This window comes from Streptosporangium subroseum, assembly GCF_900188345.1.
In the GTDB taxonomy this organism is placed as follows: domain Bacteria; phylum Actinomycetota; class Actinomycetes; order Streptosporangiales; family Streptosporangiaceae; genus Streptosporangium; species Streptosporangium subroseum.
The window spans coordinates 1-24,241 of sequence record NZ_FZOD01000074.1 but is presented as its reverse complement, the minus strand read 5'-3'; the positions used below and the strand labels follow the sequence as shown (position 1 = coordinate 24,241).

Here is a 24,241-nt window from a genome sequence, read left to right as displayed (position 1 = left end):
AGCACGAAGGAGTGGCCGGACGTGACCGAGGCCGAGGCCGAAAAGGAGACCGTGAAGGCGGCTCCGGATCTCGCTGCGCTGGAGCAGGAAGGCGAGATCGCGGCGGACTACGTCGAGGGTCTGCTCGACATCGCCGATATCGACGGTGACATCGACATGGATGTCGAGGGTGACCGCGCCGTGGTGTCGGTTGTGGATATCAAGGGCGGCGACCTCGTGGGCTCCAACGGCGAGGTGCTGGAAGCGATCCAGGAGCTGACCCGCCTCGCGGTGCACCGGCAGACGGGCGAGCGGTCCCGCCTCATGCTGGACATCGGTGGCTTTCGTGAGCGTCGCAGGGCCGAACTGAGCGAGCTCGGACGAAAGATCGCCGAAGACGTCAAGCGCAACGGCGAGCCCAAGTCCCTGCAGCCGATGACTCCGTTCGAGCGCAAAGTCGTGCACGACGCCGTCGCGGCGGCGGGCCTGCGCAGCGAGTCCGAGGGCGAAGAGCCCCGTCGTTTTGTGGTGGTCCTGCCCGCATAGCGGCACACCGGGCACAAATCGGCCGTCGTCCCTGGTTTTCCAGGGACGACGGCCTTTTTCGTGCCCTGCTTTGTGTGTCGCTGCGGAGCGGCCCGTTAGCCTTAGACCGGCCTGACCCAGACAGTTTCCAAGGAAGAGTGAGGTCGAGTGACCGACCAGATGCCCGAGCCGCCCGAAGTTGCGCGAGAGGTGTTCACCGGGGCCGCCTGGTCCCGGGCGGAGGCCTTCGCGGAGCTACTGGCCGGCCCAGGAGTGGTGCGCGGATTACTCGGGCCGCGTGAGGTTCCGCGCATCTGGGACCGCCATTTGCTCAACTGCGCGGTGGTTTCCGAGATCGTCCCCGCGGACGTACGGCTGGTGGACATCGGCTCGGGTGCGGGACTGCCGGGCATCGTCCTGGCGATCGTACGACCGGACATCACCGTCACCCTCCTGGAGCCGCTCCTGCGCCGGACGGTGTTCCTCCAGGAGTGTGTGGAGTCGCTGAAACTCGGCAATGTCGAGGTGCTGCGAGGCCGGGCCGAGGAGTTCGCGGGCAAGCTCGACTTCGACGTGGCCTCGGCCCGAGCGGTGGCACCGCTCGGGCGGTTGCTGAAGTGGTCGCTGCCGTTGCTGCGAGATGGCGGCGAGCTGCTTGCGATGAAGGGGGAGCGGGCGGCGGAGGAATTGGCGGACGCAGAGGCGCAATTGAGGTCGAGTGGGGTGGAAACGGCCGAGCTTGTATCGGTCGGGCACGGTAAGGTCGAGCCGCCTGCAACTCTCATCCGGGTGGTCGCCGGTCGGGCTCCCGAGGGAGCACGCCAGCCCTCTCGCCGGAAAGATCGCGCCTCGCGAGCGAAGCAAGCACGAGGCCAGTAGATAAACCGAGCAAAGCGAGTACAAGGCCAGTGAATGACCGTGTAAGTGCGATCGTCAGCGCGGCGTGTGGCCTCGGCTGGCCCGAGAATCCCGCCGTTCTGACGTATGGCCGCCCTTCTGGTCTGGGCTGGCCGGTACCGGCTCCCGCCGCAGTCAGGCCGGTTGAAAGGACGACGATCGTGACCCAGACCCCCCTTAATCCCGGCGACTCGCCGCTGGTACGAGAGGCACTCAGCTCAGTGGTTTCACGTGAAACATCGCCCCAGAAGACCGCGGCTGCCTCCGGAGGCTCCGCTGGGACCCGCGATGGAGACTGGCCGCGGCCGCCCAAGACTCGCATATTCACCGTCGCCAACCAGAAGGGCGGCGTGGGCAAGACCACGACGTCGGTGAACCTGGCGGCGGCGCTGTCGATGCACGGCCAGCGAGTGCTCGTGGTCGATCTCGACCCGCAGGGCAACGCCTCGACGGCGCTGTCCATCGAGCACCGTGGCGATGTGCCCGACATGTACAAGGTTCTCGTGGAGGACGTGTCCCTGGAGGAGGTCGTGAAGGAGGTCCCGGACATGCCGGGTCTCTACTGCGCCCCCGCCACGATCGACCTGGCCGGCGCGGAGATCGAGTTGGTGTCCATGGTCGCGCGGGAGGCTCGTCTTCAGCGCGCGCTGGCCGCGTACACGGCGATTGACTTCGATTACGTCTTCATCGACTGCCCGCCCTCGCTCGGCCTGCTCACGGTCAACGCGTTGATGGCCGCGAACGAATTGCTGGTCCCCATCCAGTGCGAGTACTACGCGCTGGAAGGTCTCGGCCAGCTGCTCAGGAACGTGGACCTGGTTCGCGCCCATTTGAATCCCTCGCTTGATCTGTCCACCATCCTGATGACGATGTATGACGGACGGACCCGACTGGCCTCCCAGGTCGCCGAAGAGGTCCGGTCCCACTTCGGCGACACGGTGTTGAGCACGCTGATCCCTCGGAGCGTCCGTGTCTCGGAGGCCCCGAGCTACGGTCAGTCGGTCATGACCTACGACCCTGGCTCCAGCGGCGCGATGGCCTATATGGACGCCGCCCGTGAGATGGCGTATCGCGGCGCGGCCGTGTGAGCGTTGAAAGGTCCGCGGCCGTCATACGTCGCGGAAACGACTGGGCGGAAATCCTTGAGCCGGAGGAGCGGCAGTGAGTAAGCAGCCGAGAGGTATGGGCGGCAGGGGTCTGGCGGCACTCATCCCGACGAGTCCGCCCGTGGTACGGAGCGCGGCACCATCGGCGACCGCGACGATGGTCGCGGAGGAGTCCGTTCCGCAGCACCATCAGTCGGGCCTGAAGCCGGTGGATGGCGCGTACTTCCTCGAGATTCCGATTGGGAAGATCGAGCCGAATCCGCGCCAGCCCAGAGACATCTTCGACGAAGAGGCCCTGAAAGAACTCGCGACGTCGATCAGCGAGGTCGGCCTGCTCCAGCCCATCGTGGTCCGTGCGACCGGCGAGGAGACTTACGAGCTGGTCATGGGAGAGCGCCGCTGGCGAGCCTGCAAGCTCGCCGGCCTCTCCGAGATCCCCGCGATCGTACGGAGCACGCAGGAGGACAAGCTTCTTCTCGACGCGTTGATCGAGAACCTTCAGCGCGAACAGCTCAACGCACTGGAGGAGGCCGCGGCCTACCGGCAGCTGCTGGACGACTTCGGCGCCACCCACGAGCAGCTCGCCACCAGGGTCGGCCGTTCCCGCTCCCACGTGACGAACACCCTGCGGCTCCTCAACCTCCCTCCCAAGGTGCAGCTCCGCGTCTCGGCCGGCACGATCAGCGCCGGGCACGCCCGAGCTCTGCTCACGCTGGCAGACCCCAAGGCACAGGAGCGTCTTGCCGATCGGATCGTGGCCGAGCTGCTGTCGGTCCGCGCGGTCGAGGAGATCGTCGCCGTGGGCGACGCCACGGCGGCCCCCGCACCCACCACGCGCGCCCCCAGAGAGAAGCCGGCCGAGGAGCCGGCTCTCCGCCACCTCGCCGACCGTCTCTCCGACCGCTTCGAGACCCGGGTGAAGGTGGACTTCGGCCGTCGCAAGGGGCGCATCGTGGTGGAGTTCGCCACCATCGATGATCTGGAACGCATCATCAGCACGATGGCCCCGGGATCCATGCAGCTGGTGGAGGAGTAGCTTTCTCTGTCTGAGCGGCCCCTGTGTTTCACGTGAAACACAGGGGCCGCTTCTCGTTTCCGTCACGTAGGCGACGTTCTCCCGACACCGCCCTTGAGCCGGCCGTGGAGACGCCTGAAATGATCTGCCACGCGCTCCGTGGATTCAGATCGCCGTCGTCCCGTCCGCCCCGTCGCAATGGCGTCCGCAATGGTTATCCGACCTGTGTCTCCGTGAGATCGAGATCGCCGTGGTCCCACCCGCCCGGTCGCGGTGGCGCCCACATCTATCGGCTTTCAAGGCCGCTTTCTCCACAGGCCCGGGATCTATAGACACAGGAATCCTCGACATCCCTGATGGAGATGCGAGACACACTGGCACAGGCCCGACTCTACGGATGCGGGAATCCCTATGGGCCATGCAGTGGCAGGGCCCGCATCGGCGAGGCACGGGGGCTGTCGCCTCTGACAGAGTCGGCGCTCTCTGGACGCAGGGATCTCTATGGTTACATCGTGCCGACGTCGGCACGATGGGCCTTCGGGGGCTCCTTCATCCAGAGAGTCAGCCCTCTATGAAATGTGGGGAGTCTCTACGGTTCAGCCGGGCGCCGTCCGTGTACAGGAAGGGCCCATGTGCGTGGATGAACTCCACGAGTTCGGCGATCTCGTCCGCGGTGTAACAGGTCCCGCATCGACAGAGTCGTCAAGGAGCCGCTCCCCCGCACAGCCCTCTTGCCTCTTGTGCGGCCCAGCTATGGCTGGAGGGAAGGACGGGGTGTTTCAGACGGTGTGTTTCACGTGAAACACGGCCCCCTCCGATGGAGAGGCGCACATGTTTCACGTGAAACGGTGGTCCCTCAGGCGTCGGCCGCGTCGCGTACGGCGAGACGGATGTCCGCGATGAACGTATCGACGTGCTCGGGAGTGGTGTCGAAGGCGGTCACCCAGCGGACCACGTTCTCGGTCGCGTCCCAGACGTGGAAGAGGTAGCGCTGCTGCAGCTCCGGGATGACCTTCTCGGGAAGAACCGGGAAGACGGCGTTGGACTGCACGGGGTAGTGCAAGGAGACGCCGGGGAGGTCGGCTACGCCGTCGGCCAGGCGGTGGGCCATGGCGTTGGCGTGTGCGGCGTTCTCGCGCCAGAGGTCATCGGTGAGAAGCGCGGTCAGCTGAGCGGAGACGAAGCGCATCTTGGAAGCGAGCTGCATGCCCTGCTTGCGGAGGAACAGCGTTGCGACGTCCAGGTCGGAACGGAGGACGACGAGCGCTTCGGCGCCCATGGCGCCGTTCTTGGTGCCGCCGAAGCTGAGCAGGTCCACGCCCACGTCGGTGGTCAGGGAGCGCATCGAGCAGCCGAGCTCGGCCGCGGCGTTGGCCAGCCGGGCGCCGTCCATGTGCAGGAAGAGTCCATGCGCGTGGATGAACTCCGCGAGTTCGGCGATCTCATCCGCGGTGTAACAGGTGCCGCACTCGGTCACCTGAGAGATGGAGACGACACGGGGCTGGGAGTGTTGCACGTTGCCCATCACGGAGAGCTGGCCCCGGATGTCCTCCACGGTGATTTTGCCGTTCTCCGTGGGGAGAGGGATCAGCTTGGTGCTCAGCAGGCGCTCAGCGGCACCGCACTCGTTGGTGTTGATATGGGCGGTAGCCGGGCAGAGCACGGCGTCATAGGGCCGCAGAAGGAGGCTCAGGCCCACGACGTTGGCACCGGTGCCGTTGAACATGGCATAGGTGGTCGCCTGAGCGCCGAACTCGGCGCGGAAGACATCTTCCATCGTCTCGGTCCAGGCGTCTCCGCCGTAGGCGGGGGCGTCTCCGGTGTTGGCTTCGAGAATGGCCGCGAGAACGGCGGGGTGCACACCCGAGTGGTTGTCGCTGGCGAAACTTTTAGGGAAAGGAGTGGAGGTCAGCACACGGCCAGCGTAAGGGGGCACGACTTGGGGAGGTGAACGCAGCCTCCCCTGTCCGATCGGTGCCCGGTCGGACAGGGGAGAGACGGTGATGATCGTGCGTCGAGCGGCCGGAGGAGAGACGGTGGTGGTCGTGTGCCAGGCGGCCGGAGGAGAGACCGTGGCAGTCGTGCGCCGGTCGGACAGGGGAGAGCCGGTGGTGGTCATGCACCGGGCGGCCGGGGGAGAGACCGTGGCGCTCGTGCACCGGTCGGACAGGGGAGAAGACGGTGGCGGTCGTGTGCCGGTCGGACAGGGGAAGAGCCGGAGGCTGTTCCGTACTGAGGGTGGGAGGCGACGGTTCCACGTCAGGAGAGTGGTTCCGCGTCAAGGGACGGAGAGGTGATCTGTTTCCGCACCGGTTGACGAAAAAACCGGGCGGCGTTCCGGACAGCCGGGCACCGACGTCCGGAGGGTTGCAGCGGGCGGCAGGACACCGAATCCCGGAGACCGGCATCTCGGGGAAGTCGGGCTGAGCGGCCAGATGTCGACACCCAGGGAAGTCGGGCTGAGCGGCCAGATGTCGACGCCCCGGAGAAGTCGGGTTAAGCGGCCAGGCGTCGACGCCCCGGAGAAGTCGGCTGCCACTCCCTGGCACCGCGCCCCGGGGAACCAGTCGGGGCGGTCTGGCGGTGATGCCCCCGAGGAGTCAGGGTGAGTGGCCGGGTCAGGCGCCGCGGGCGGCGGCTTGTTCCAGGAGCACTCGGCAGAGGGTGCCGAAATCCTCGCCGGCGGCTTCGGCGGCCATGGGGAAGAGAGAGGTCTCGGTCATGCCGGGGGCGACGTTGACTTCGAGGAAGTGGGGCAGGCCGTCCTCGTCGACGATGAGGTCGGTGCGGGAGATGTCACGGAGGCCGAGGGCGGTGTGGGCGGTCACGGCCATTTCGGAGCAGGCGGCGGAGACCTCGGGCGAAAGGCGGGCCGGGGCGAAGAACTCGGTGTGGCCGGCGGTGTAGCGGGCCGCGTAGTCGTAGGTGCCGTCGTCGGGGACGATCTCCACGGGAGGCAGGGCCACGGGCCCCTCGCCGAGGTCGATCACGGAGACGGAGATCTCGACGCCCTTGATGCAGCGTTCGATCAGCGCGGTGTCACCGTAGGCGAAGCAGCCGACCATGGCGGCCGGAAGCTCTTCGGCGACCCGGACGATCGAGGCGCCGAGGGCCGATCCGCCGCGGGACGGCTTGACGAACAGGGGGAGGCCGAGGCGCTCCACGATGCGGGTCAGCACGGCGGAGGCGCCGAGGTCGTGGAAGGTCTCCTTGGGGAGCGTCACCGAGTCAGGCGTACGCAGGCCGACGGAGCGGACGACCGTCTTGGCGGTGGGCTTGTCGAAAGCCACCCTGCAGGCATCGGGGTCGGCGCCGACGTAGGGGATGGAGAGGAGTTCGAGCACCGAGCGGATGGCACCGTCCTCGCCTGCTCCGCCGTGAAGCGTGACAAAAACCGCGTCCGGCGGATTCGCGAGCATCGAGGGGACCAGCGAGGCATCGGTGTCGCGGGTCTCCACGGAGACCCCCGCCCCCTGCAACCCCTCGCTCACCCGGCGGCCCGAACGCAGGGAGACCTCCCGCTCGTAGGACAGTCCGCCTGCCAGGACGAGCACGTGGCCCAGATCACTCATCCGAAGTTACCTCTCGTTAAGGCCCGCTCCGAGCCTGTCCGGTCGCTCACCGCGCGCGGTCCGATCTTCCCGTGAGGACCGGGATCGATCACCGCACAACGGCACAGGAAGTCACCGTACGGTACAGCGTCGCACCGGTGTGCGCGGGCCGGGCGATCCCGTGTCGCGCCGTGCGCCCGCGCGCCATACGCCCGCGCCTCATGCGCTCACGCACCATGCGCCCGCGCCCCGGGTACCTGTGCGCCTCAAGGTGCCTGCGTTTCGAGGTGCCCCGTGTCTCAGGGCCTGCGTCACGAAGCGTCTCCCCGAGACGCTCTGTGCCCCGAGAGCCCGCGTCCTGAGAACGCCCCGCCCTGAGGACGCCCCGCGTTCCGGGGGCGCCCGCTGGAGAGGGCTACGCGAGGTCGGGGCCCGGGGTGTCGACTCCGACGTGGTCGGGAGACGAGCTGGCTCCGAACGTGTCGCGCACGCGGAGCTCCTGCTCGATCACCCCGGCCAGGCGGCGAACGCCCTCCCGGATGCGATCGGGCTCCGGATAGCAGTAGGACAGCCGCATGTGGCGTGCGCCGCTGCCGTCGGCGAAGAATCCGGTGCCCGGCACGAACGCCACTCTCTCGGCGACCGCGCGGGGCAGGAGCGCCTTGGAGTCGAGCCCCTCGGGAAGCGTGGCCCAGACGAAGAACCCGCCACCGGGGCGGGTCCAGGTGAAGTCGGCGGGCATGAAGGCCTCAAGCGAACTGATCATGGTGTCGCGCCGCTCGCGGTAGAGCTCCTGGAAGGTCTTGATCTGCTCGCGCCAGGGCTGGGTGGCGAGATACTGTCCGACGGCGAGTTGGGTGAAGGAGGAGTGCGACAGGACCGCCGATTCCATCGCCAGCACCAGTTTGTCGCGGATGGCGTGCGGGGCGAGCGCCCAGCCGACCCGGAAGCCGGGGGCGAGGGTCTTGGAGAACGAGCCGAGATAGACGACGTCGTCGGCGTTGTCGGCGCGCAGCGCCCGCATGGGCTCGCCGTCGAAGCCGAGCAGGCCGTACGGGTTGTCCTCGACGATCAGCACGCCCGATCGCTGGCAGATCTCCAGCACCTGGTGCCTGCGCGCCGTGTTGAGCGTCACTCCGGCGGGGTTCTGGAACGTGGGGATCGTGTACAGGAACTTGATCCGGTTGCCCGCGGTCTGCAGCGCGTAGATGGTCTGGGCGAGGGACTCGGGGATGATCCCCTCGGTGTCCATGGCTATATGGACGACCTTGGCCTGGTAGGCGGCGAAGGTGCCCAGCGCGCCCACGTAGGAGGGGCCCTCGGCGAGCACGACGTCGCCGGGGTCGATGAAGATGCGCGTGATCAGGTCGAGGGCCTGCTGGGAGCCGACGGTCACGACGACGTCGTTGGAGTTGGCCTCGATCCCCTCCAGGCGCATGACGTCGCAGATCTGCTCGCGCAGATGCGGGTCACCCTGGCCGGAGCCGTACTGGAGCGCGACCGGGCCGCGCTTCGCGATCAGATCGGCGACGAGCTCTCCCACGACGTCGAGGGGAAGAGCGGTGACGTACGGCATGCCGCCGGCCAGCGAGACGACCTCCGGCCTCGACGCGACGGCGAAGAGTGCTCGAACCTCGGAGGCGACCATTCCGGTAGCTCGTGCTGCGTACCGGTCCACGTAGGCGTCGATTCGTGACCCTTGGGTCGCGATGGTCTGACCGTGATCGGATTCTTGCGGCACGGTCCACCTCCTAGCTCATGTGGAGCACACGGTGCTCATGCCAGAGAAACCAGAGTATGACAGTGGCTGTAGTCGTCTGCGTGTGGGGATGGGACCCTCTGAAATCAGTACCCGCCCTGGGTTACGATGCCAGCTGGAGACGCGGTTTTCACGCGTTTTTCGCCATGGCTTGCACTCGTCTCGCCAGGATTGGGGCCAACAGGTGTCGCGTCGGCTGGCAAACGTCACCCTGGACAATCTCGACGACCTGCCGCGCCGCTGTCGCCGGTGCGTCTTCTGGGAGCTGGATCCCGTAGGCGCGGATCGAGCCGTCGAGGCGGGTGATCCCGGGCTGGAGAAAGAGGCCTGGATCTCCTCCACCCTCCTGGAGTGGGGGAGCTGCGGAAAGATCGTCTACGTGGACGGGGTGGCGGCCGGCTTCGTGCTCTACGCGCCGCCGCACTACGTGCCGCGTTCGGTCGCCTTCCCGACCTCGCCGGTCAGCGCCGACGCCGTGCTGCTGATGACCGCGCACATCATCCCGGAGTTCTCCGGCGGCGGCCTGGGCCGGATGCTGGTCCAGGGCGTGGCCAAGGATCTGACCCGGCGCGGGGTGCGGGCGATCGAGGCGTTCGGCGACCTGAAATGGGAGCAGCCGGGGGGCTGCCTGATGCCCGCCGACTACCTGCTCTCGGTGGGATTCAAGACGGTCCGGCCGCATCTGCGCTTCCCCCGCCTCCGCCTCGAGCTCAAGAATGCCGTCTCGTGGCGCGAGGACGTCGAGGTGGCGTTGGAGAGGCTCCTGGGCTCCATGAGCCCGGAGAGGGCGCTGCGACCCGTCTGAGGCGATCTGGAGCCCGCGGAACGCGACTGCCGGAGCCTGCCGAGCGTGAGAGAACAGCGGAACCCGTGAGGGCCCCGTCCCGACCGCGAGGCGATCGGCGGAAACGTGCGAGAGCCGTGAGGTGATGCGGAAACAGGCGAGAGCCGTTCCGCCCTGACCCCGGGGAAGCCCGTCGCACCATGTGAAAGCCCCCTGCCGTGGGTGGCGAGGGGGCTCTCACTTGGGTGGGTGTTGCCGCTCGGAAGCGGGTGGTACGGCAGCGCCGTGGGGTGCGATCAGCCGCAGGGGGCCTAGATGATGCCCTCGAGCTCGCGAAGCAGCATGGCCTTCGGCTTGGCGCCGATGATCTGCTTCACAACCTCTCCGTTCTTATAGACGTTCAGAGTCGGAATCTGGAGTACGCCGTACTTGCCGGCGGTCGCCGGATTCTCGTCGACGTTCAGTTTGACGACGGTGAGCTTCTCGGCCTGCTCGTTCGCGATCTCTTCGAGGATAGGGGCGACCTGCCGGCACGGGCCGCACCATTCGGCCCAGAAGTCGACGATCACGATCTTGTCATTCTTCAGGACGTCGGCGTCGAAGCTGGCGTCGGTCACGTGCTCGATTGCGCCCAAGGTTCCTGCTCTCCCTCTGTTGTGCGGTGATGCGGTTCGAATCAGTTGTCGTGGTCGGACAGCCAGCGCTCGGAGTCGAGCGCCGCGGCGGATCCGGTGCCCGCGGCGGTGATCGCCTGACGGTAGGTGTGGTCGACCACGTCGCCCGCGGCGAAGACGCCGTCCAGGTTGGTGCGCGTGGTGGGGGAGGCGACCTTGATGTAGCCCTCGTCATCGAGGTCGACCTGGCCCTTGACGAGCTCGGTGCGGGGGTCGTGGCCGATCGCCACGAACAGGCCGCTGGCCGCGAGCTCGTTCTCCTCGCCGGTCTTGAGGTTGCGCAGGCGGACTCCGCTGATCTTGGCCTCGCCCAGGATCTCGACGACCTCGCTGTCCCAGACGAAGCGGATCTTCTCGTTCGCGAACGCGCGGTCCTGCATGATCTTGCTGGCGCGCAGCTCGTCACGGCGGTGCACGATGGTCACCGAGGCGGCGAACCGGGTGAGGAAGGTGGCCTCCTCCATGGCGGTGTCACCGCCGCCGACGACCACGATGTCCTGGCCGCGGAAGAAGAAGCCGTCACAGGTGGCACACCAGGAGACGCCGTGGCCGGACAGGCGCTTCTCGTTGGGCACGCCCAGCTCGCGGTAGCCGGAGCCCATGGCCAGGATGACGGCCTTGGCGTAGTAGGTGTCGGTGGCGGTCTTGACGACCTTCGGCGTGACGGTCAGGTCCACCTCGACCACGTCGTCGGCGATCAGCTCGGCGCCGAACCGCTCGGCCTGCTTGCGCAGACCGTCCATGAGGTCGGGGCCCATGATGCCGTCGGGGAAGCCGGGGAAGTTCTCCACCTCTGTGGTGTTCATCAGCGCGCCGCCGGCGGTGACCGACCCCTCGAAGACGAGGGGGTTGAGGTCGGCACGGGCGGAGTACACAGCCGAGGTATAACCGGCGGGACCCGATCCGATGATGATCACATTCCGGACGTCCATCACTGCTGTGCCCTTCCCTATGTCATTGCCAGTGGCGTCAACAGATCCTAGGCGTCGGTGATTCCCCGTAACGCGGCGAAGGCCCGGCACGGACGAATCCGTGCCGGGCCTTCCCAGGATCGAACGAGGTCTTTCCCCGCGGATTACCTACAAGCCGGTTATTTCCAGTGTGCGAGAGCGGGCTTGCGCACGTTGTCGCACTCCGGTCCCACGACGTGGACGTCCACCGTGTTCTTGGCCTTGTCGCGCCAGAAGACCAGGATGTTCGCCTCTTGCCCGTTGTAGAAGCCCTGGTCCACGGCGAAGGGCGACGTGCCGACCTTCTTCGAGACCGCCTTCACACACTGGGCGAGCTTGGAGTTCTGGGTCATGCCGTCCTGCTCGGTCATGGTCACCGGACCGATGTAGTCCAGCAACGGACCCTTGAGCTCGCCGTCGGTGTAGTTCCAGTTGCTGTCCGTCAGCGTGTACTGCAGGTTGTCGACCGATGGAGGCAGGGCGACCACCGGAGGACCGTCCGTACCGGTCGCGGAGAGCATGCTGGTCGTCATCACGGCCGCGCCGATCACCGCCGCCGCCGCGCCCACCGCCGCGGCGGGCATCGCCCACCGGCGCCGTCGCGTGGTCTGCCGCCGCGTGGCCTTGCGCTGCCTGGCCGGAACGATGGTGCCGTCGTCGCCGACGACCCCCAGTCGTACGACCGGCTCCGGCTCGGGCTCAGAGGGCGTCTCCCACTCCGGTTCAGGAGAGGATGTCGTCTTCCACGCCGGCTGCGGGAGGGACGTCGTCTCCCAGGGCGCGTCCCGCATCATGTCGTCCCAGGCCGGTGCTTCCACCAGGCCCACTCCACCTCCACGGAAGCTGTCAGCCTCGGCGGCCAGCGCGCGGTCGATCCTGAGCGCGACTCCCATAGGCATCGCCGGTGTGGCCGTCGCCGCGAGCACCTCTCGGACCGCTGCGAGGTCGGCGAGGCTTTCACCACAGGGATCGCAGATCGCGAGATGCTCGCGTACCTGCAAGGCCGTGGCGGCGTCGAGAAGACCCTCGGCCAGTTCGGCCAAGAGCTCCAGATCATAGTGCGAATCACACGTCACGAAGTTCTGCTCCCTTCGCGGATGAGACGCGAGACAGGTCGGATCGGTTCCGTAGATGCGAAAGAATCGGAGCGAGTTTCGCGCGTCCACGCGCGCATCGGCTCTTCACCGTGCCGCTCGGCACCTCCAGGACCTGGGCCGCGTCGTCCACGGAGTAGCCCATCATGTCCACGAGCACCAGCGCGGCCCGCTGATCCGACGGCAGCAGCTTCAGAGCGGCCGAGACCTCCATGGAGACCTCGCGCTCGGCTGTCTGGTCGAGCACCGGGGCGTCGCGTTCCGCGGCCTCCACGAGCTCGTCGTCGGCGACCGGGCGTACTGATTTCCTGCGCATGCGGTCGAGGCAGGCGTTCACCACGATGCGATGCAGCCACGTGGTGACGGCCGCCTCGCCGCGAAAGCTGTCGGCCTTGCGATAGGCCGAGACAAAAGCGTCCTGTACGGCGTCGGCCGCCTCGTCGGGGTCGCCCAGCGTGCGCAGGGCGACCGCCCACATGCGGTCTCTATGTCGCTTGACTATCTCACTGAAGGCGTGCGGATCCCCGGCGATGTGCCGGGTCAGCAGATCGGCGTCGGACACGAGTGCCCGAGCTGCCTGCTGCTCCGCCGCTGGCGGGGTCTCAGGTGGGGAATTCACAAGAAGAGTCCTGCTATACCGGTCCGGGGAGAACACCACTACGTGATAGATGGTGCCATGAAATCTTCAACGATCTGCAAAAAGTCGGGTAAAACAGATCAAACCGCACTGGTTTCACTTGGTTGCGAGGATCTTCACATCGAGCACCGAACCACGGAACCCCCGCTCGAAGGGGGGCAACTTGGTGAACCAGATCAGGACGTAGCGGCTCTTCTGCGCGGTTCCGAAGCTGAATTCCTTCTTGCCCACGGCGTCGGTGGGCTTTCCGGTCACGGCCAGCTCGTTGAGGTCCTTCGCGTCGCCCAGCCTGAGCTCCGCGGTGCCACCGGGGGTGCCACCGAACTCGATCGAGACCTGCCTGATCGGGACGGACTCCCCCATGTCGAGCAGGAGGCCGGCGCCATCCTTCAACCCGCCGAAGTCGGGGGTGTTGTTGTACGTCTCGGTGTGCCAGTCGGTGGAACTCTTGCCGTCGATCGCGTTCTGGGTGTGCGCGTCGCCCTCCGGGCCGTCGCCCAGCGGGTCGAAGCCTGAGACCGACTTGGGCTTCACCTCGCGGGTGCCGGTGGCCGCGGCGGGAGCGCTGGGAGAGGCGGAAGCGGTGCTCTCGCCGGCGGACGGGCCCCCGGCGTTGCCGAAGCTGCGTCCGAGCGTCCAGGCGCCCAGTCCGACGGCCGTCATCGCCAGCAGCACGACCACGGTCATGGCGATCTTGCTGAGCAGCCCGCCGCCCGTCTGACGCGTCTGACGCTGGTGCTGGTGCTGCGTGGGGGAGGACATGCCGTCGCGCGAGGGCGCGGCGATGTCCAGGCCCTCGGAGCGTGAGGACGCCACCGGGAGCGGCGCCATGGGCATCGGCGTCGGCATGGGCAGCGGTGCGGGCCGGGAGACCGAGGCCAGGGCCTCGGCGAGCTCCGCGGGTGTCGTCAGCGGGTCGAGCCCCCGCTTGCTCTCCGGCAGCATCGCCCTGCAGACGATGGTGTCGAGATACCCGGGAACGCCCGCGGTGACCTGGCGCGGCGTGCAGAAGTGCCCGTCGTCCATGGGGGCGACCGGAAGCCCGCCGCTGTCCTGCTCGTCGCCCGGCCAGTGGCCGGTCAGCCCGGCGTACAGCAGGCGGCCGAGACCCTCGGTGTCCGTGCGGGCGGGGTCGTCGCTCGTCACGTCGACCAGGACGGCGTCGATGCCCAGGCCGAGCAGCTTGACCGTGCCGCCCGCCGTCCACACCAGGTGTTCGGGGGTCAGGCAGAGGTGCGCGAGGTTCGCCTCGTGGGCGTGGGCCATCGCCTCGGCGGCCTCGGCGACCAGCGAGGCCGCCCGCTCGGGGTCGAGCGGGCCGCCCGCGATCATGTCGCTGAAGTCCTCGCCACTCACCCACTCGCTGACGACGTACGAGTGACCGTCGTCCTCGGTGGCGTCGAAGACCTGGGTCAGCCTGGGGTCGGTCAGCCTGCTGGCCACGCGCGCGGCCGTGACCACCTCGATCAGGCGGGGGAAGTCGGGGTCGAAGGTGTGGACGGCGACGGGCCGGGCGAGCACCTCGTCGATGGCCTTCCACAGCGTGGCTCCGCCCGACTCGTGGACACGATCTTCCAGTCGGAAGCGCTCAGCCAGCTTCGTGCCGGGTTCGACGGCGGAGGGACTCATGAACGCTCCGCAACTGAGAACACGACAGCACCAGGCCAGGTCGGCAAATTAGGACACATCGCATGATGCCGGGTGGATCCGCCCACGCCCTCCTGCTTCCATTAGCCGCATGTCACCACACGCGTCGCACCATGGTAGTCCCGCGCCGGTTCCGCCCGTGTTCGCCTTGTCAGACGCTTGGGACAAGTCTTGGGGTTACCGGCCTACCCGTCCTGCAACCATTCCAACGATCGAACTCACCTCGGGGATGCGCATCCGGTGAGCGATCACCAGGTAAAGAACCATACCGAGACCTCCGCCCGCGGCCAGCATGATGGCCGCACTCAGCGCGTTCAGGTCGGTCAGCTCCTGGGTGAGCCACAGAACTCCGAGCGCGACCGCCGCGGCCGGTACCGCGGCCACGTACATCCGTGACAGCCCATGGGCCACCTCGCGCCCCCCGAGGCCCTGTACGCGGCGGCCCGCGAGGGCCCAGGCGCCCGCGGTGCCCACCACGTAGGCGATGGTGAACGCCAGGGCCAGGCCCATCACGATGTAACGCGGCGGGAGGGTGTAGTAGGCCACGAGGCTGAGCGTGGCGTTCACCGCCACGTTGCCGAGGGCGAGGAAGACCGGCGTGCGGGTGTCGCCGAAGGAGTAGAAGACGCGCAGCAGGAGCTGGAAGATCGAGAACGGGACCAGCGCCAGTCCGAAGATCTGCAGCACGTTGCCGATGTAGACCGCCGAGTCGACGGTCATGTTGCCCCACGAGAAGATCAGCACGGTCACGGCGGGGCCCAGCACCATCAGCAGCAGCCCCGCCGGCACCAGCAGTGCCGACACCAGCCGGACGCCCGAGGAGAACTCCTCCCTGATCGACTCCAGCCGTCCCTCGGCCACGGCCCTGCTCATCCTGGGCAGCATCGCGGTGATCACCGAGACCGCGATGATCCCGTAGGGGAGCTGGAAGAACTGGTAGGCGTAGGAGTAGGCGGAGTTGCCCGCGCCCGGCACCTGCTCGCCCGCGCCGGTCGCGAGCCTGGTGGTGATCAGGAAGCCGATCTGGCTGATCCCGACGTAGGCGAAGGTCCAGACCGCGGTCCGGCCCATCTCGCCGAGCCCGGCGTTGCGCAGGTCCAGCCGGGGCCGGAACCGGAAGCCCACCCGGTGCAGCGAGACGACCAGGACCATGCCCTGCGCCACGATGCCCGCCGTGGTGCCGAGGCCCAGCAGCAGCAGGTCGGCGTCGGTCACCGTGTTGACGTCCGTGCCCGCGCCGCCCAGCTTCACGTAGTAGACGACCGCGACGCCGATCATCACGATGTTGTTCAGCACCGGCGCCCACATCGGGGCGGCGAACCTGTCACGGGTGTTGAGGATCGCCCCGGCGATCGCCCCGATGCCGAAGAAGGCGATCTGGGGCAGGATGTAGTGGGCCAGCGTGACCGCGACCTCGGTCTTCCTGGCGTTCCAGTCGGTGCTGTAGAGGCTGATCAGCGGCCCGGCCAGCAGGACCGCGACCACCGCCACCACCGTCAGCGCGATGACGCCGAGCGTCATCAGCCGCTGCTCGTAGGCGCGGCCTCCGTCGGGATCGCTCTTCTGGCGCCGAATGATCATCGGTACCACGACGCTGCTCAGGATCCCGCCGATGAGGAAGTCGAACAGGATGAGCGGGATCGTATAGGCCACGTTGTAGGCGTCGCCGAGCGCGAAGGTGCCGATGGCCGCCGCGAGCACCGCCGTACGGACGAAACCCGTGACCCGCGAGACCATCGTCCCGGCTGCCATGATCGCGCTCGCACGCAGGACCCTGCTCATGCGTTTTCCTCTGCTAGGTGCTCAGGACTCGGAGCCGGCCGGCGCGCTCTCGCGCCTCGGCGAGCGGGCCGCCGCGGCGCGGCGACCCCCACGGCGGCGCAGGATGCGCATGACGACGGCGGCCAGCATCACCACGAGTGCCGCCCCCACGATGAACAGGGCGATCCCGGCGTAGCCGGTGGTCCGCACGGTCAGCTCGACCGGCTTACCGTACTTGCGGCCGTCGGAGGTGGTGAGCTGGACCGTCACGGTGGTCTGGCCGCTGCCCGTGGAGGTCATCGGAACCCGGATGATCCGATTGTGACCGCCCTCGATCACGATCAGGTCGTCCTCGCTGTCCTTGTACTTCTCGATTGTCAGCAGATCGCGCTGGTTAGGGGTCACCTTGAGCCGGACCGAGACCCGACTGCTCGTGCCCGTCAGCCCGTTGTGGACGCTGATCGGCACCTCGCCGTTGGCGCCCGCCAGGGTGCGGAGCCTGGACTGCTCGGTGCCGGTGATCGTGACCTTTCCGACCCGGTCGTCGACCGTGGCGCCGACCCGCTCGGCGTACGGCGCCGCGGTCCCCGGCCTGCCGCGCCAGGCGGAGGACACGAGCCGGAGCAGCGCCTGGTCGAACCCCTCGTAGTCCTCGGCCGTGGTGATCGCGGCGGTCAGGCCGGCGCGGGTGTTGGTCCGTTTGACGACCGTCATGTACGGCTTGCCGAGCTCCTTGCGCCGATCCTGGTCGGTGTAGGTGAGGCCGGCCCGGGGCGTCGGAACGCCCTTGCCCGGCTTCGCGGTGTCGAGCGTGGCGGGAGCGAGCCACGGCAGGGCGGCGGCCGTCTTCACGAGGTCGCTCACGTAGGCCGGATCCGGGTCCCAGCGCCGGGGCGGGGCGGCGATCACGGTCCTGGTGGTGGTGACGGGCTCCGAAGCGATCATCGCGGTCTCCGCGATGAAACGCTGGCGGCCCAGCAGCGCCGTGCCGGGGGTGGAGGTGACGGCCCCGAGGGCCTCGCTCAGGCCCGGGTCGGCGACCATGGCGGTCACCGGGCCGTTCACGCTCTGCACCGTCGAGAAGGCGTCGGGGGTGGTGGCCGGCTCCATCACCGGCGGCAGGTTCAGCACGTTGAGCAGCACGGTGTCGACGCCACCGGTGGCCAGCAGGTCCAGCCCGTCGTAGTCGACCATCCCGTTCACCGGCCAGTTGACGTCGGTGATCACATCGCGCCCGAGGATGTCCTTGGCGACGCTGCCGGCCTGCGCGATCGCGATCCTCGTGAAGTCGTCGACGCCGTTGTGGGCCAGGGCCGTCACGTCGGGGTCGGCGTAGGGGGTGGCCACGACCGGATGGTCCTGGAGAGCCGTGCGCAGGCCGGCGAGCCACGTGACGGCCTCGGTGTCCGCGGGGAGCCGCCGGGTCGTGTCCTTCGACAGGACCGTGTGCGCCCTGCCCGTCTTCTGCGCGTCGTCGAGCAGGGCGGGGTCGACCACCCAGGTGATGCCCTTGGCCGAGGCGGTGTCCTGCGCGATCTTCAGCAGGTCGCCGAGGCGCTTGCCGGTGGCCAGGGACGCGGGCAGGTTCTCGTCGATGAAGGTGTTGTCGTCGGCCCGGTGCGGCTGGTCGACGATCGGCAGGACCATGGCGAGCTTGGTGCGGGGCACCTGGAGGTCCTTGGGCATGTAGGTCAGGAGGGTGCGCTGGGCGGCGACCTGCTGGTCCAGCCCGTTGACGACCTTCCTGACCTCGATCGTGATCGGGTAGACGCCGAAGCGGGAGATGCCCAGCATCTGCGGGGTGAAGACGAACTCCCACGGCAGCTTCCCCGAGGGCGCGATCGACTGCTGGTAGCGCTCGTCGCGCCAGGCGGCGGGCTCGTCTCCCTGGCCGGCCTGGTAGGCCTCCATGTCGACACGCCGGGCGAACGGCTGCGACGCGTAGTGCATCCGGATCCGCATGCCGTCCAGGGTCTGGGTACCGGTGTTGACCAGGGACCCGGAGATCTTGATCTGGGTGGTCGGCTCGCGAGGGACGTCGGGGCCGGTCGACTCCAGCACGATCTGCGGATTCGCACGGCCCGCCGCCGCCTGGGCGTTCACCGCACCAGGAAGACCCACGGCCGCGGACAGGAGCAGCGTGGTGGTGAGCACGGCGAGCAGCGTGGCCTTGCGGATCACGTGCCGGCCAGGGATGGAGTACGGCGCACGCCCGCAATGCTATGGCCTATCCGGCGAGGGGAAAGGTCACCGGCTCTCTTCGGGAGCGTGGCCTCGCCAGGTCGACGGTCTTGCCCGAGATGAGGGTGACCAGGTGATCTCCGCGAATCAGGAGCGCTGTGCGGCGCTCTCCGGTAGGGGTGTAAACCAGCTCCGAGGTCGCCCCGAGGCGCTCGTCCACCAGCACGGTCAGCTCGCGGGGCAACAGGAGCGGGCAGACCAGGCCGGAGGCGTAGTCGGTGGCGGAGTTCACGGTGAAGGCCGAGGCCGGACGGACCCGCCGGGCGCCCAGAATGCCCCCGATCATGTCGGGCCGAGGAGGGGAGCCGACCGAGGCGACGACCGCGGCGGGCTCGCGGCCGATTCGCGTCGTGACCTCGAAGACCGTGACCTCCACGCAGGTCGCGGGGCTCGCGGACAGCACCTCGGGAAGCTCATCGGCACACGTCATCGCGCGTGGAAGGCGTACGATCTCATGATGGATCTGGTGGGCCAGGAGCCAACGGTGGATCGCGAGGGCGTCCTTCATGTGTGTGCTCCTTGCCTCGACGCACGGCCCCCGAGAATCTCCTGACTGACCGTAACCTGGTGATCGCTTCAGGTGTATCCCCGCAGGGGAACATGTTCCGTAACCAAAGGACCTACCCGGCTTGTCCCTTTCAAATCTGACTGAGAATCAGCGCCACGGCATGAGCGAGCTGTTCCGGAAGATCGCTCCCGTGGCTGACGAACTCGGCGAACTCTTCGCCGCCAGGGGCTACCAGATCGCCCTCGTGGGCGGCTCCGTCCGAGACGTGTTCCTGGGCAGGATCGGCAACGATCTCGACCTGACCACGGACGCCCGCCCGGAGACGGTCCTGGAGCTCATCCGCGACTGGGCCGACTCCATCTGGACGATCGGCATCGACTTCGGCACGGTCGGCGTTCGCAAGGGCGGCTGGCTGCTGGAGATCACCACCTACCGCAGCGAGTCGTACGACCCCAAGTCGCGCAAGCCCGACGTCGTCTACGGCGACACGCTGGAGGGCGACCTGGCCCGGCGCGACTTCGCGGTCAACGCGATGGCGCTGCGCCTGCCGTCCCGCGAGTTCGTGGACCCGCACGGCGGCCTCGACGACCTGCACGCCAAGGTGCTGCGCACGCCCGGTCCCCCGGAGCGGTCCTTCGACGACGACCCGCTGCGGATGCTCCGCGCCGCCCGGTTCGCCAGCCAGCTCGGCTTCGCCGTGGACCCGGCGGCGTTCGCCGCGATGACCGCGATGGACGAGCGGATCGAGATCGTCTCCGCCGAGCGGATCCGCGAGGAGCTGGACAAGCTCATCTGCGGCGACCACCCCCGCGAGGGGCTCAGGATCCTCGTCGAGTCCGGTCTCGCCGCCCACGTCCTTCCCGAGCTGCCCAAGCTCCGCCTGGAGATCGACGAGCACCATCGGCACAAGGACGTCTACGAGCACTCGCTGATCGTGCTGGAGCAGGCGATCGACCTGGAGGAGAGCGGTCCCGACAGGGTTCTGCGCTGGGCCGCGCTCCTGCACGACGTGGGCAAGCCCAAGACCCGCCGTCACGAGTCCGGCGGCCGGGTCTCCTTCCACCACCACGAGGTGGTCGGCGCCCAGCTCGCCAAGAAGCGCATGACGGAGCTGAAGTTCCCCAAGGACGTGGTGGCCGACGTGTCCCGCCTGGTGGAGCTGCACCTGCGTTTTCACGGGTACGGCACGGGCGAGTGGACCGACTCGGCCGTCCGCCGCTACGTCCGGGACGCGGGGCACCTGCTGGAGCGCCTGCACAGGCTGACCCGCGCCGACTGCACCACCCGCAACACGCGTAAGGCCCAGGCCCTGTCCCGGACCTACGACCAGCTCCAGGAGCGCATCGCCCGGCTGGCCGACGAGGAGGAGCTCGGCAAGATCCGTCCCGAGCTCGACGGCAACGAGATCCAGGAACAGCTCGGCGTCCCGCCGGGCCCGGTGATCGGGCTCGCCTACAAGTTTCTCCTGGAGATGCGCCTGGACCGGGGTGTGATCGGCAAGGAGGCCGCGGCCGAGGCCCTTCGCGAGTGGGCCCGAGAGAACGGAATCGGCTCCTGAACACCATCTCCGACCTGGACCGCGAGCACGTGTGGCACCCCTACGCACCGGTGCCGCAGGAGGCGCCGGTGCACGTGGTCTCCGGGGCCGACGGCGTACGGCTGACGCTCGCGGACGGGCGGGAGCTGGTCGACGGGATGTCGTCCTGGTGGTCGGCGATCCACGGCTACAACCACCCCAGGCTCAACCGGGCGCTGACCGACCAGCTGCGGGACATGGCGCACGTCATGTTCGGCGGGCTCACCCACGAGCCCGCCGTACGGCTGGCGCACACCCTGGCCACCATGACGGGCCTGCCGAAGGTGTTCATCGCCGACTCCGGCTCGGTGGCCGTCGAGGTCGCGATCAAGATGGCGTTCCAGTTCACGGGCAGGAGCCGTCTGTTCACGGTCAGGGGCGGCTACCACGGCGACACCTTCGGGGCGATGTCCGTCTGCGACCCGGTCAACGGCATGCACCACCTGTTCTCGGACGTGCTGCCGCAGCACGTGTTCGCCGAACGGCCGCCGGCCGAGTTCGACGAGGGCTACCTGGCCCGGCTGGACGAGATGGTCGCCCGGCACGCCCACGAGCTGGCGGCGATCATCGTGGAGCCGGTCGTCCAGGGGGCGGGCGGCATGCACTTCTACCACCCGTCGTACCTGCGCAGGCTCCGCGAGCTCGCCGACGAGCACGGCATCCTGCTGATCGCCGACGAGATCGCCACCGGGTTCGGCAGGACCGGGGAGCTGTTCGGCTGCGACCACGCCGGGGTGAGGCCGGACATCATGTGCCTGGGCAAGGCGCTGACCGGCGGCTACATGTCGCTGGCCGCGACGCTCTGCACGGAGCGGGTGGCGCAGGGCATCGGCGTGCTCATGCACGGGCCGACCTTCATGGGCAACCCCCTGGCCACGGCCGTCGCGAGCGCCTCCCTGGAGCTTCTCCAGGAGCGTCCGTGGCGCGAGGAGGTCAAGCGGATCGAGGCCGGCCTCACGGAGGGGCTGGCGGAGGCCGTACGGGCTCCCGGGGTGAAGGACGTGCGGGTGCTCGGCGCGATCGGGGTCATCGAGGCCCACGATCCCATCGACGTCACGAGAATTCAGGAAATCGTCATGCGGCATGGCGTCTGGCTGCGCCCGTTCGGGCGGCTGCTCTACACGATGCCGCCCTACTCGATCGGCGAGGACCTGCCAATGATCACGACGGCGATGACGGCAGCGGCGCGAGCGCTCGGTTCGGCGTGATCATCCGGTAGAGCACCGCGCCGCCCAGGTAGCCGGCGGTGATGAGCCCCATCACCAGCAGGGACCTGCCGTCCTGCGGCATCAGGAGCGCCGCCAGGGCCGCGGCCAGCACGTAGGTGCCGTTGAAGAGCATGTCGTAGATGGAGAAGGCCCGGCCGAGATAGGCGTCCTCGACGTCCCGCTGCACGGCCGTGTCCGCGCAGATCTTGATGCTCTGCCCGGTGATGCCGAGCACGAAGCCGGCGGCCGCGAAGCCCCACTGGTGGAACGACACGCAGAGCGCCAGTGTCAGGACTCCCGCGGTGACGAGCATGGCCGTGACCCAGGTCTCGATGCCGAAGCGCTCGGTCGCCCACGGCGTGACCAGGATGGCCATGAAGTAGCCCACCGCGGAGGTGGCGACCACGATGCTGACCACGGTCAGCGCGTCCTCGGCGTTCTCGGCGAAGTAGTAGCGCGAGAGCATCATCAGCATCGCCGTGCACATGCCGTACATGAACCGGTGGGTGGCCAGCGCCCCCATCGCGGCGGCGGCGGCCCGGCGGCGGACGAGATGCCGCGCGCCGTCGGCCAGGCCGCTCAGCACGTGGCGCACGGCCTCGCGGGCCTGCGGCCGGTTCGGGTCGTAGGCGGGCCCGAGGAGCTCTCTGTCCATGGTCCTGGCGATCAGCGCGCTGAGCCCGAAGATGAGGCCGGAGACGACCAGCAGCACCGCCGTGCCCCGGTGGTCGGAACCGAAGATCGTCCGTAGCAGGTAGCCCACGCCCACGCCCACGAAGGTCATCACGGTGCCGGAGGTGGGGGTGACCGCGTTGGCCACCATCAGCCGGTCGGCCGGGACGACGTGCGGGAGCGACGCCCCGAGCGCGGAGAGGAAGAACCGGTTCACCCCGAGCACGCCGAGCGCGGCGGCGTAGAAGACCGCGTCGGGGGCGTCCGCGACGACGAGCGCGGCGGCCGCCAGCAGCAGTGCCCCGCGGACCAGCGGTGCGATGACCAGGATCTGCCGCCGGGACCAGCGGTCGATGAACACGCCGACGAAGGGGCCGAGGATCGAGTACGGGAGGAGCAGCACGGCCAGGCCGGTGGCGATCTCGACGGCGCTCGTGCTCTTCTCCGGGCTGAAGAAGGCGAATCCGGCCACCGCGAACTGGAAGATCCCGTCGGAGGACTGCGAGACCAGACGGGTCCCGAACAGCCGCCGGAAGTCCCGGCCTTCCAGGACGACGCGTAGATCGGATACGAATGACACGCGCTTAGCCTACGCGTGATGACCCTGACTCAGGCATAGGGAACATCCCTGAGACGTGCCTGCGACATTCACCCCTGTGTATCCGTGATCGGGTGCGCCGATCGGCATGATCACGTACTCTCGATCGAGTGACAGCTGATGAACACGTTGTGCTTGTCGACGCCGAGGGAAACGCGATCGGCACGGCGGCCAAGGCCGTGGTGCACGGCCTTGACACCCCCCTCCATCTGGCCTTTTCCAGCTATGTGTTCGACGGGCAGGGGCAGGTGCTCCTCAGCCGCCGGGCATCACACAAGATCACCTGGCCGGGGGTGTGGACCAACAGCTGCTGCGGGCACCCGCTGCCCGGCGAGCCGCTCCCGGACGCGGTGATCCGAAGGCTCTCCCACGAGCTGGGCCTGAAGGTCGGCGGCGTCGACCTGCTGCTGCCGCGCTTCTCCTATCGGGCGGTCATGGACAACGGGATCGTCGAGCGGGAGCTGTGCCCGGTCTACCGGGTGCTCGCCGAAGCCGATGCCGTGCCCAATCCCGACGAGGTCGGGGACGTGCGCTGGATGCCGTGGAAGGAGTTCGCCGACGGCGTGCTCGATCACAGCCTGGAGATCTCACCGTGGTGCGGCGAGCAGGTCCGCCAGCTCGTCGGGCTCGGGGCCGATCCGCTCGGCTGGCCGGTCGCCGACCCCGCGGATCTTCCTCCGGCCGCCCGCTGAGCTCGCGGGACCCGGACATCGCGAAGAGCCTCCGCCCTGAACGGGCGGAGGCTCTTGTCGTTCAACGCTCAGCCTGGGCGCGGTACAGGCCGGTCGTGGCTCAGCGCTCGACCTCGCCGCGGATGTACTTCTCCACGTAGTCACGGGCCTCGTCGTCGGAGTACTGCTCCGGCGGCGACTTCATGAAGTAGGAGGAGGCCGACAGGATCGGGCCGGCGATGCCCCGGTCCAGAGCGATCTTGGCGGCGCGGACCGCGTCGATGATGATGCCGGCGGAGTTGGGGGAGTCCCAGACCTCCAGCTTGTACTCCAGGTTCAGCGGGGTGTCGCCGAAGGACTTGCCCTCCAGGCGGACGTAGGCCCACTT

General features: G+C 68.3%; 20 protein-coding genes and 1 pseudogene. 8 read left to right on the top strand and 13 right to left on the bottom strand.

Annotation, left to right across the window (positions count from 1 at the left end; translation table 11 throughout):
- Window positions 1-21 precede the first annotated feature (21 nt).
- The 4 genes from CHC08_RS40975 to CHC08_RS40960 all read left to right on the top strand — a co-directional run bounded on the left by CHC08_RS40975 (window position 22) and on the right by CHC08_RS40960 (window position 3,543).
- Complete coding sequence (locus tag CHC08_RS40975; protein WP_089212783.1) at window positions 22-525, top strand: Jag family protein; 504 nt, start codon at window positions 22-24, stop codon at window positions 523-525.
- A 159-nt stretch (window positions 526-684) separates the two neighbouring features.
- The gene (gene rsmG, locus CHC08_RS40970) at window positions 685-1,383 is read left to right on the top strand and encodes a 16S rRNA (guanine(527)-N(7))-methyltransferase RsmG (RefSeq protein WP_089212800.1); all 699 of its coding nucleotides are present in this window, start codon (window positions 685-687) and stop codon (window positions 1,381-1,383) included.
- A gap of 179 nt (window positions 1,384-1,562) precedes the next feature.
- A complete protein-coding gene (locus CHC08_RS40965) occupies window positions 1,563-2,489 on the top strand; it encodes a ParA family protein (protein ID WP_089212782.1) in 927 nt (308 codons plus the stop codon).
- A gap of 73 nt (window positions 2,490-2,562) precedes the next feature.
- Complete coding sequence (locus CHC08_RS40960; protein WP_089212781.1) at window positions 2,563-3,543, top strand: ParB/RepB/Spo0J family partition protein; 981 nt, start codon at window positions 2,563-2,565, stop codon at window positions 3,541-3,543.
- Between the two features lie 835 nt (window positions 3,544-4,378).
- On the opposite strand, the gene CHC08_RS40955 is transcribed toward CHC08_RS40960, so the two are convergent.
- From CHC08_RS40955 to CHC08_RS40945, 3 genes are all read right to left on the bottom strand, one after another.
- Window positions 4,379-5,437 carry a threonine aldolase family protein gene (locus tag CHC08_RS40955; protein ID WP_089212799.1) on the bottom strand — a complete coding sequence of 353 codons (1,059 nt, stop codon included), beginning with the start codon at window positions 5,435-5,437 and terminating at the stop codon, window positions 4,379-4,381.
- Between the two features lie 703 nt (window positions 5,438-6,140).
- Window positions 6,141-7,094 (bottom strand): D-alanine--D-alanine ligase family protein, encoded by a 954-nt coding sequence (locus CHC08_RS40950; RefSeq protein WP_089212780.1) that lies wholly within the window; start codon window positions 7,092-7,094, stop codon window positions 6,141-6,143.
- A 394-nt stretch (window positions 7,095-7,488) separates the two neighbouring features.
- The gene (locus tag CHC08_RS40945) at window positions 7,489-8,721 is read right to left on the bottom strand and encodes an aminotransferase-like domain-containing protein (protein ID WP_245878884.1); all 1,233 of its coding nucleotides are present in this window, start codon (window positions 8,719-8,721) and stop codon (window positions 7,489-7,491) included.
- A 295-nt stretch (window positions 8,722-9,016) separates the two neighbouring features.
- Here CHC08_RS40945 and CHC08_RS40940 point away from each other — a divergent pair, with 295 nt between their 5' ends.
- Window positions 9,017-9,637, top strand: coding sequence for a GNAT family N-acetyltransferase (locus tag CHC08_RS40940; RefSeq protein ID WP_089212778.1), 621 nt, complete (start codon window positions 9,017-9,019; stop codon window positions 9,635-9,637).
- A 290-nt stretch (window positions 9,638-9,927) separates the two neighbouring features.
- On the opposite strand, the gene trxA is transcribed toward CHC08_RS40940, so the two are convergent.
- The 8 genes from trxA to CHC08_RS40900 form a co-directional block, all read right to left on the bottom strand.
- Complete coding sequence (gene trxA / locus CHC08_RS40935; RefSeq protein ID WP_089212777.1) at window positions 9,928-10,251, bottom strand: thioredoxin; 324 nt, start codon at window positions 10,249-10,251, stop codon at window positions 9,928-9,930.
- Window positions 10,252-10,292: 41 nt separating this feature from the next.
- Window positions 10,293-11,225 (bottom strand): thioredoxin-disulfide reductase, encoded by a 933-nt coding sequence (trxB, locus tag CHC08_RS40930; RefSeq protein WP_089212776.1) that lies wholly within the window; start codon window positions 11,223-11,225, stop codon window positions 10,293-10,295.
- 155 nt (window positions 11,226-11,380) lie between these two features.
- A complete protein-coding gene (locus CHC08_RS40925; RefSeq protein WP_089212775.1) occupies window positions 11,381-12,316 on the bottom strand; it encodes a zf-HC2 domain-containing protein in 936 nt (311 codons plus the stop codon).
- Window positions 12,306-12,953: an RNA polymerase sigma factor SigM gene (sigM, locus tag CHC08_RS40920; RefSeq protein WP_089212774.1), complete on the bottom strand. Its 648-nt coding sequence runs from the start codon at window positions 12,951-12,953 to the stop codon at window positions 12,306-12,308. The genes CHC08_RS40925 and sigM overlap by 11 nt, the downstream gene beginning before the upstream one ends.
- A 114-nt stretch (window positions 12,954-13,067) precedes the next feature.
- Window positions 13,068-14,600 carry a protein kinase family protein gene (locus CHC08_RS40915; protein ID WP_089212773.1) on the bottom strand — a complete coding sequence of 511 codons (1,533 nt, stop codon included), beginning with the start codon at window positions 14,598-14,600 and terminating at the stop codon, window positions 13,068-13,070.
- A 195-nt stretch (window positions 14,601-14,795) separates the two neighbouring features.
- Window positions 14,796-16,400, bottom strand: coding sequence for a murein biosynthesis integral membrane protein MurJ (gene murJ / locus CHC08_RS40910; protein ID WP_089212772.1), 1,605 nt, complete (start codon window positions 16,398-16,400; stop codon window positions 14,796-14,798).
- Window positions 16,401-16,421: 21 nt separating this feature from the next.
- Window positions 16,422-18,560 (bottom strand): DUF6049 family protein, encoded by a 2,139-nt coding sequence (locus tag CHC08_RS40905; protein WP_089212771.1) that lies wholly within the window; start codon window positions 18,558-18,560, stop codon window positions 16,422-16,424.
- A 46-nt stretch (window positions 18,561-18,606) separates the two neighbouring features.
- Window positions 18,607-19,128, bottom strand: a complete 522-nt coding sequence (locus CHC08_RS40900; protein ID WP_089212770.1) for an aminoacyl-tRNA deacylase — start codon at window positions 19,126-19,128, stop codon at window positions 18,607-18,609.
- 160 nt (window positions 19,129-19,288) lie between these two features.
- Here CHC08_RS40900 and CHC08_RS40895 point away from each other — a divergent pair, with 160 nt between their 5' ends.
- The gene (locus CHC08_RS40895; RefSeq protein WP_089212769.1) at window positions 19,289-20,686 is read left to right on the top strand and encodes a CCA tRNA nucleotidyltransferase; all 1,398 of its coding nucleotides are present in this window, start codon (window positions 19,289-19,291) and stop codon (window positions 20,684-20,686) included.
- Window positions 20,656-21,912 (top strand): adenosylmethionine--8-amino-7-oxononanoate transaminase, encoded by a 1,257-nt coding sequence (locus CHC08_RS40890; RefSeq protein WP_245878881.1) that lies wholly within the window; start codon window positions 20,656-20,658, stop codon window positions 21,910-21,912. The genes CHC08_RS40895 and CHC08_RS40890 overlap by 31 nt, the downstream gene beginning before the upstream one ends.
- On the opposite strand, the gene CHC08_RS40885 is transcribed toward CHC08_RS40890, so the two are convergent.
- Window positions 21,866-23,164 carry an MFS transporter gene (locus CHC08_RS40885; protein WP_089212768.1) on the bottom strand — a complete coding sequence of 433 codons (1,299 nt, stop codon included), beginning with the start codon at window positions 23,162-23,164 and terminating at the stop codon, window positions 21,866-21,868. The genes CHC08_RS40890 and CHC08_RS40885 overlap by 47 nt on opposite strands.
- A gap of 128 nt (window positions 23,165-23,292) precedes the next feature.
- On the opposite strand from CHC08_RS40885, the gene idi reads away from it, so the two are divergent.
- A complete protein-coding gene (gene idi, locus CHC08_RS40880) occupies window positions 23,293-23,874 on the top strand; it encodes an isopentenyl-diphosphate Delta-isomerase (protein WP_089212767.1) in 582 nt (193 codons plus the stop codon).
- Window positions 23,875-23,974: 100 nt separating this feature from the next.
- On the opposite strand, the pseudogene CHC08_RS40875 reads toward idi, so the two are convergent.
- A pseudogene (locus CHC08_RS40875) lies at window positions 23,975-24,241 on the bottom strand (inositol-3-phosphate synthase); the annotation flags it as partial.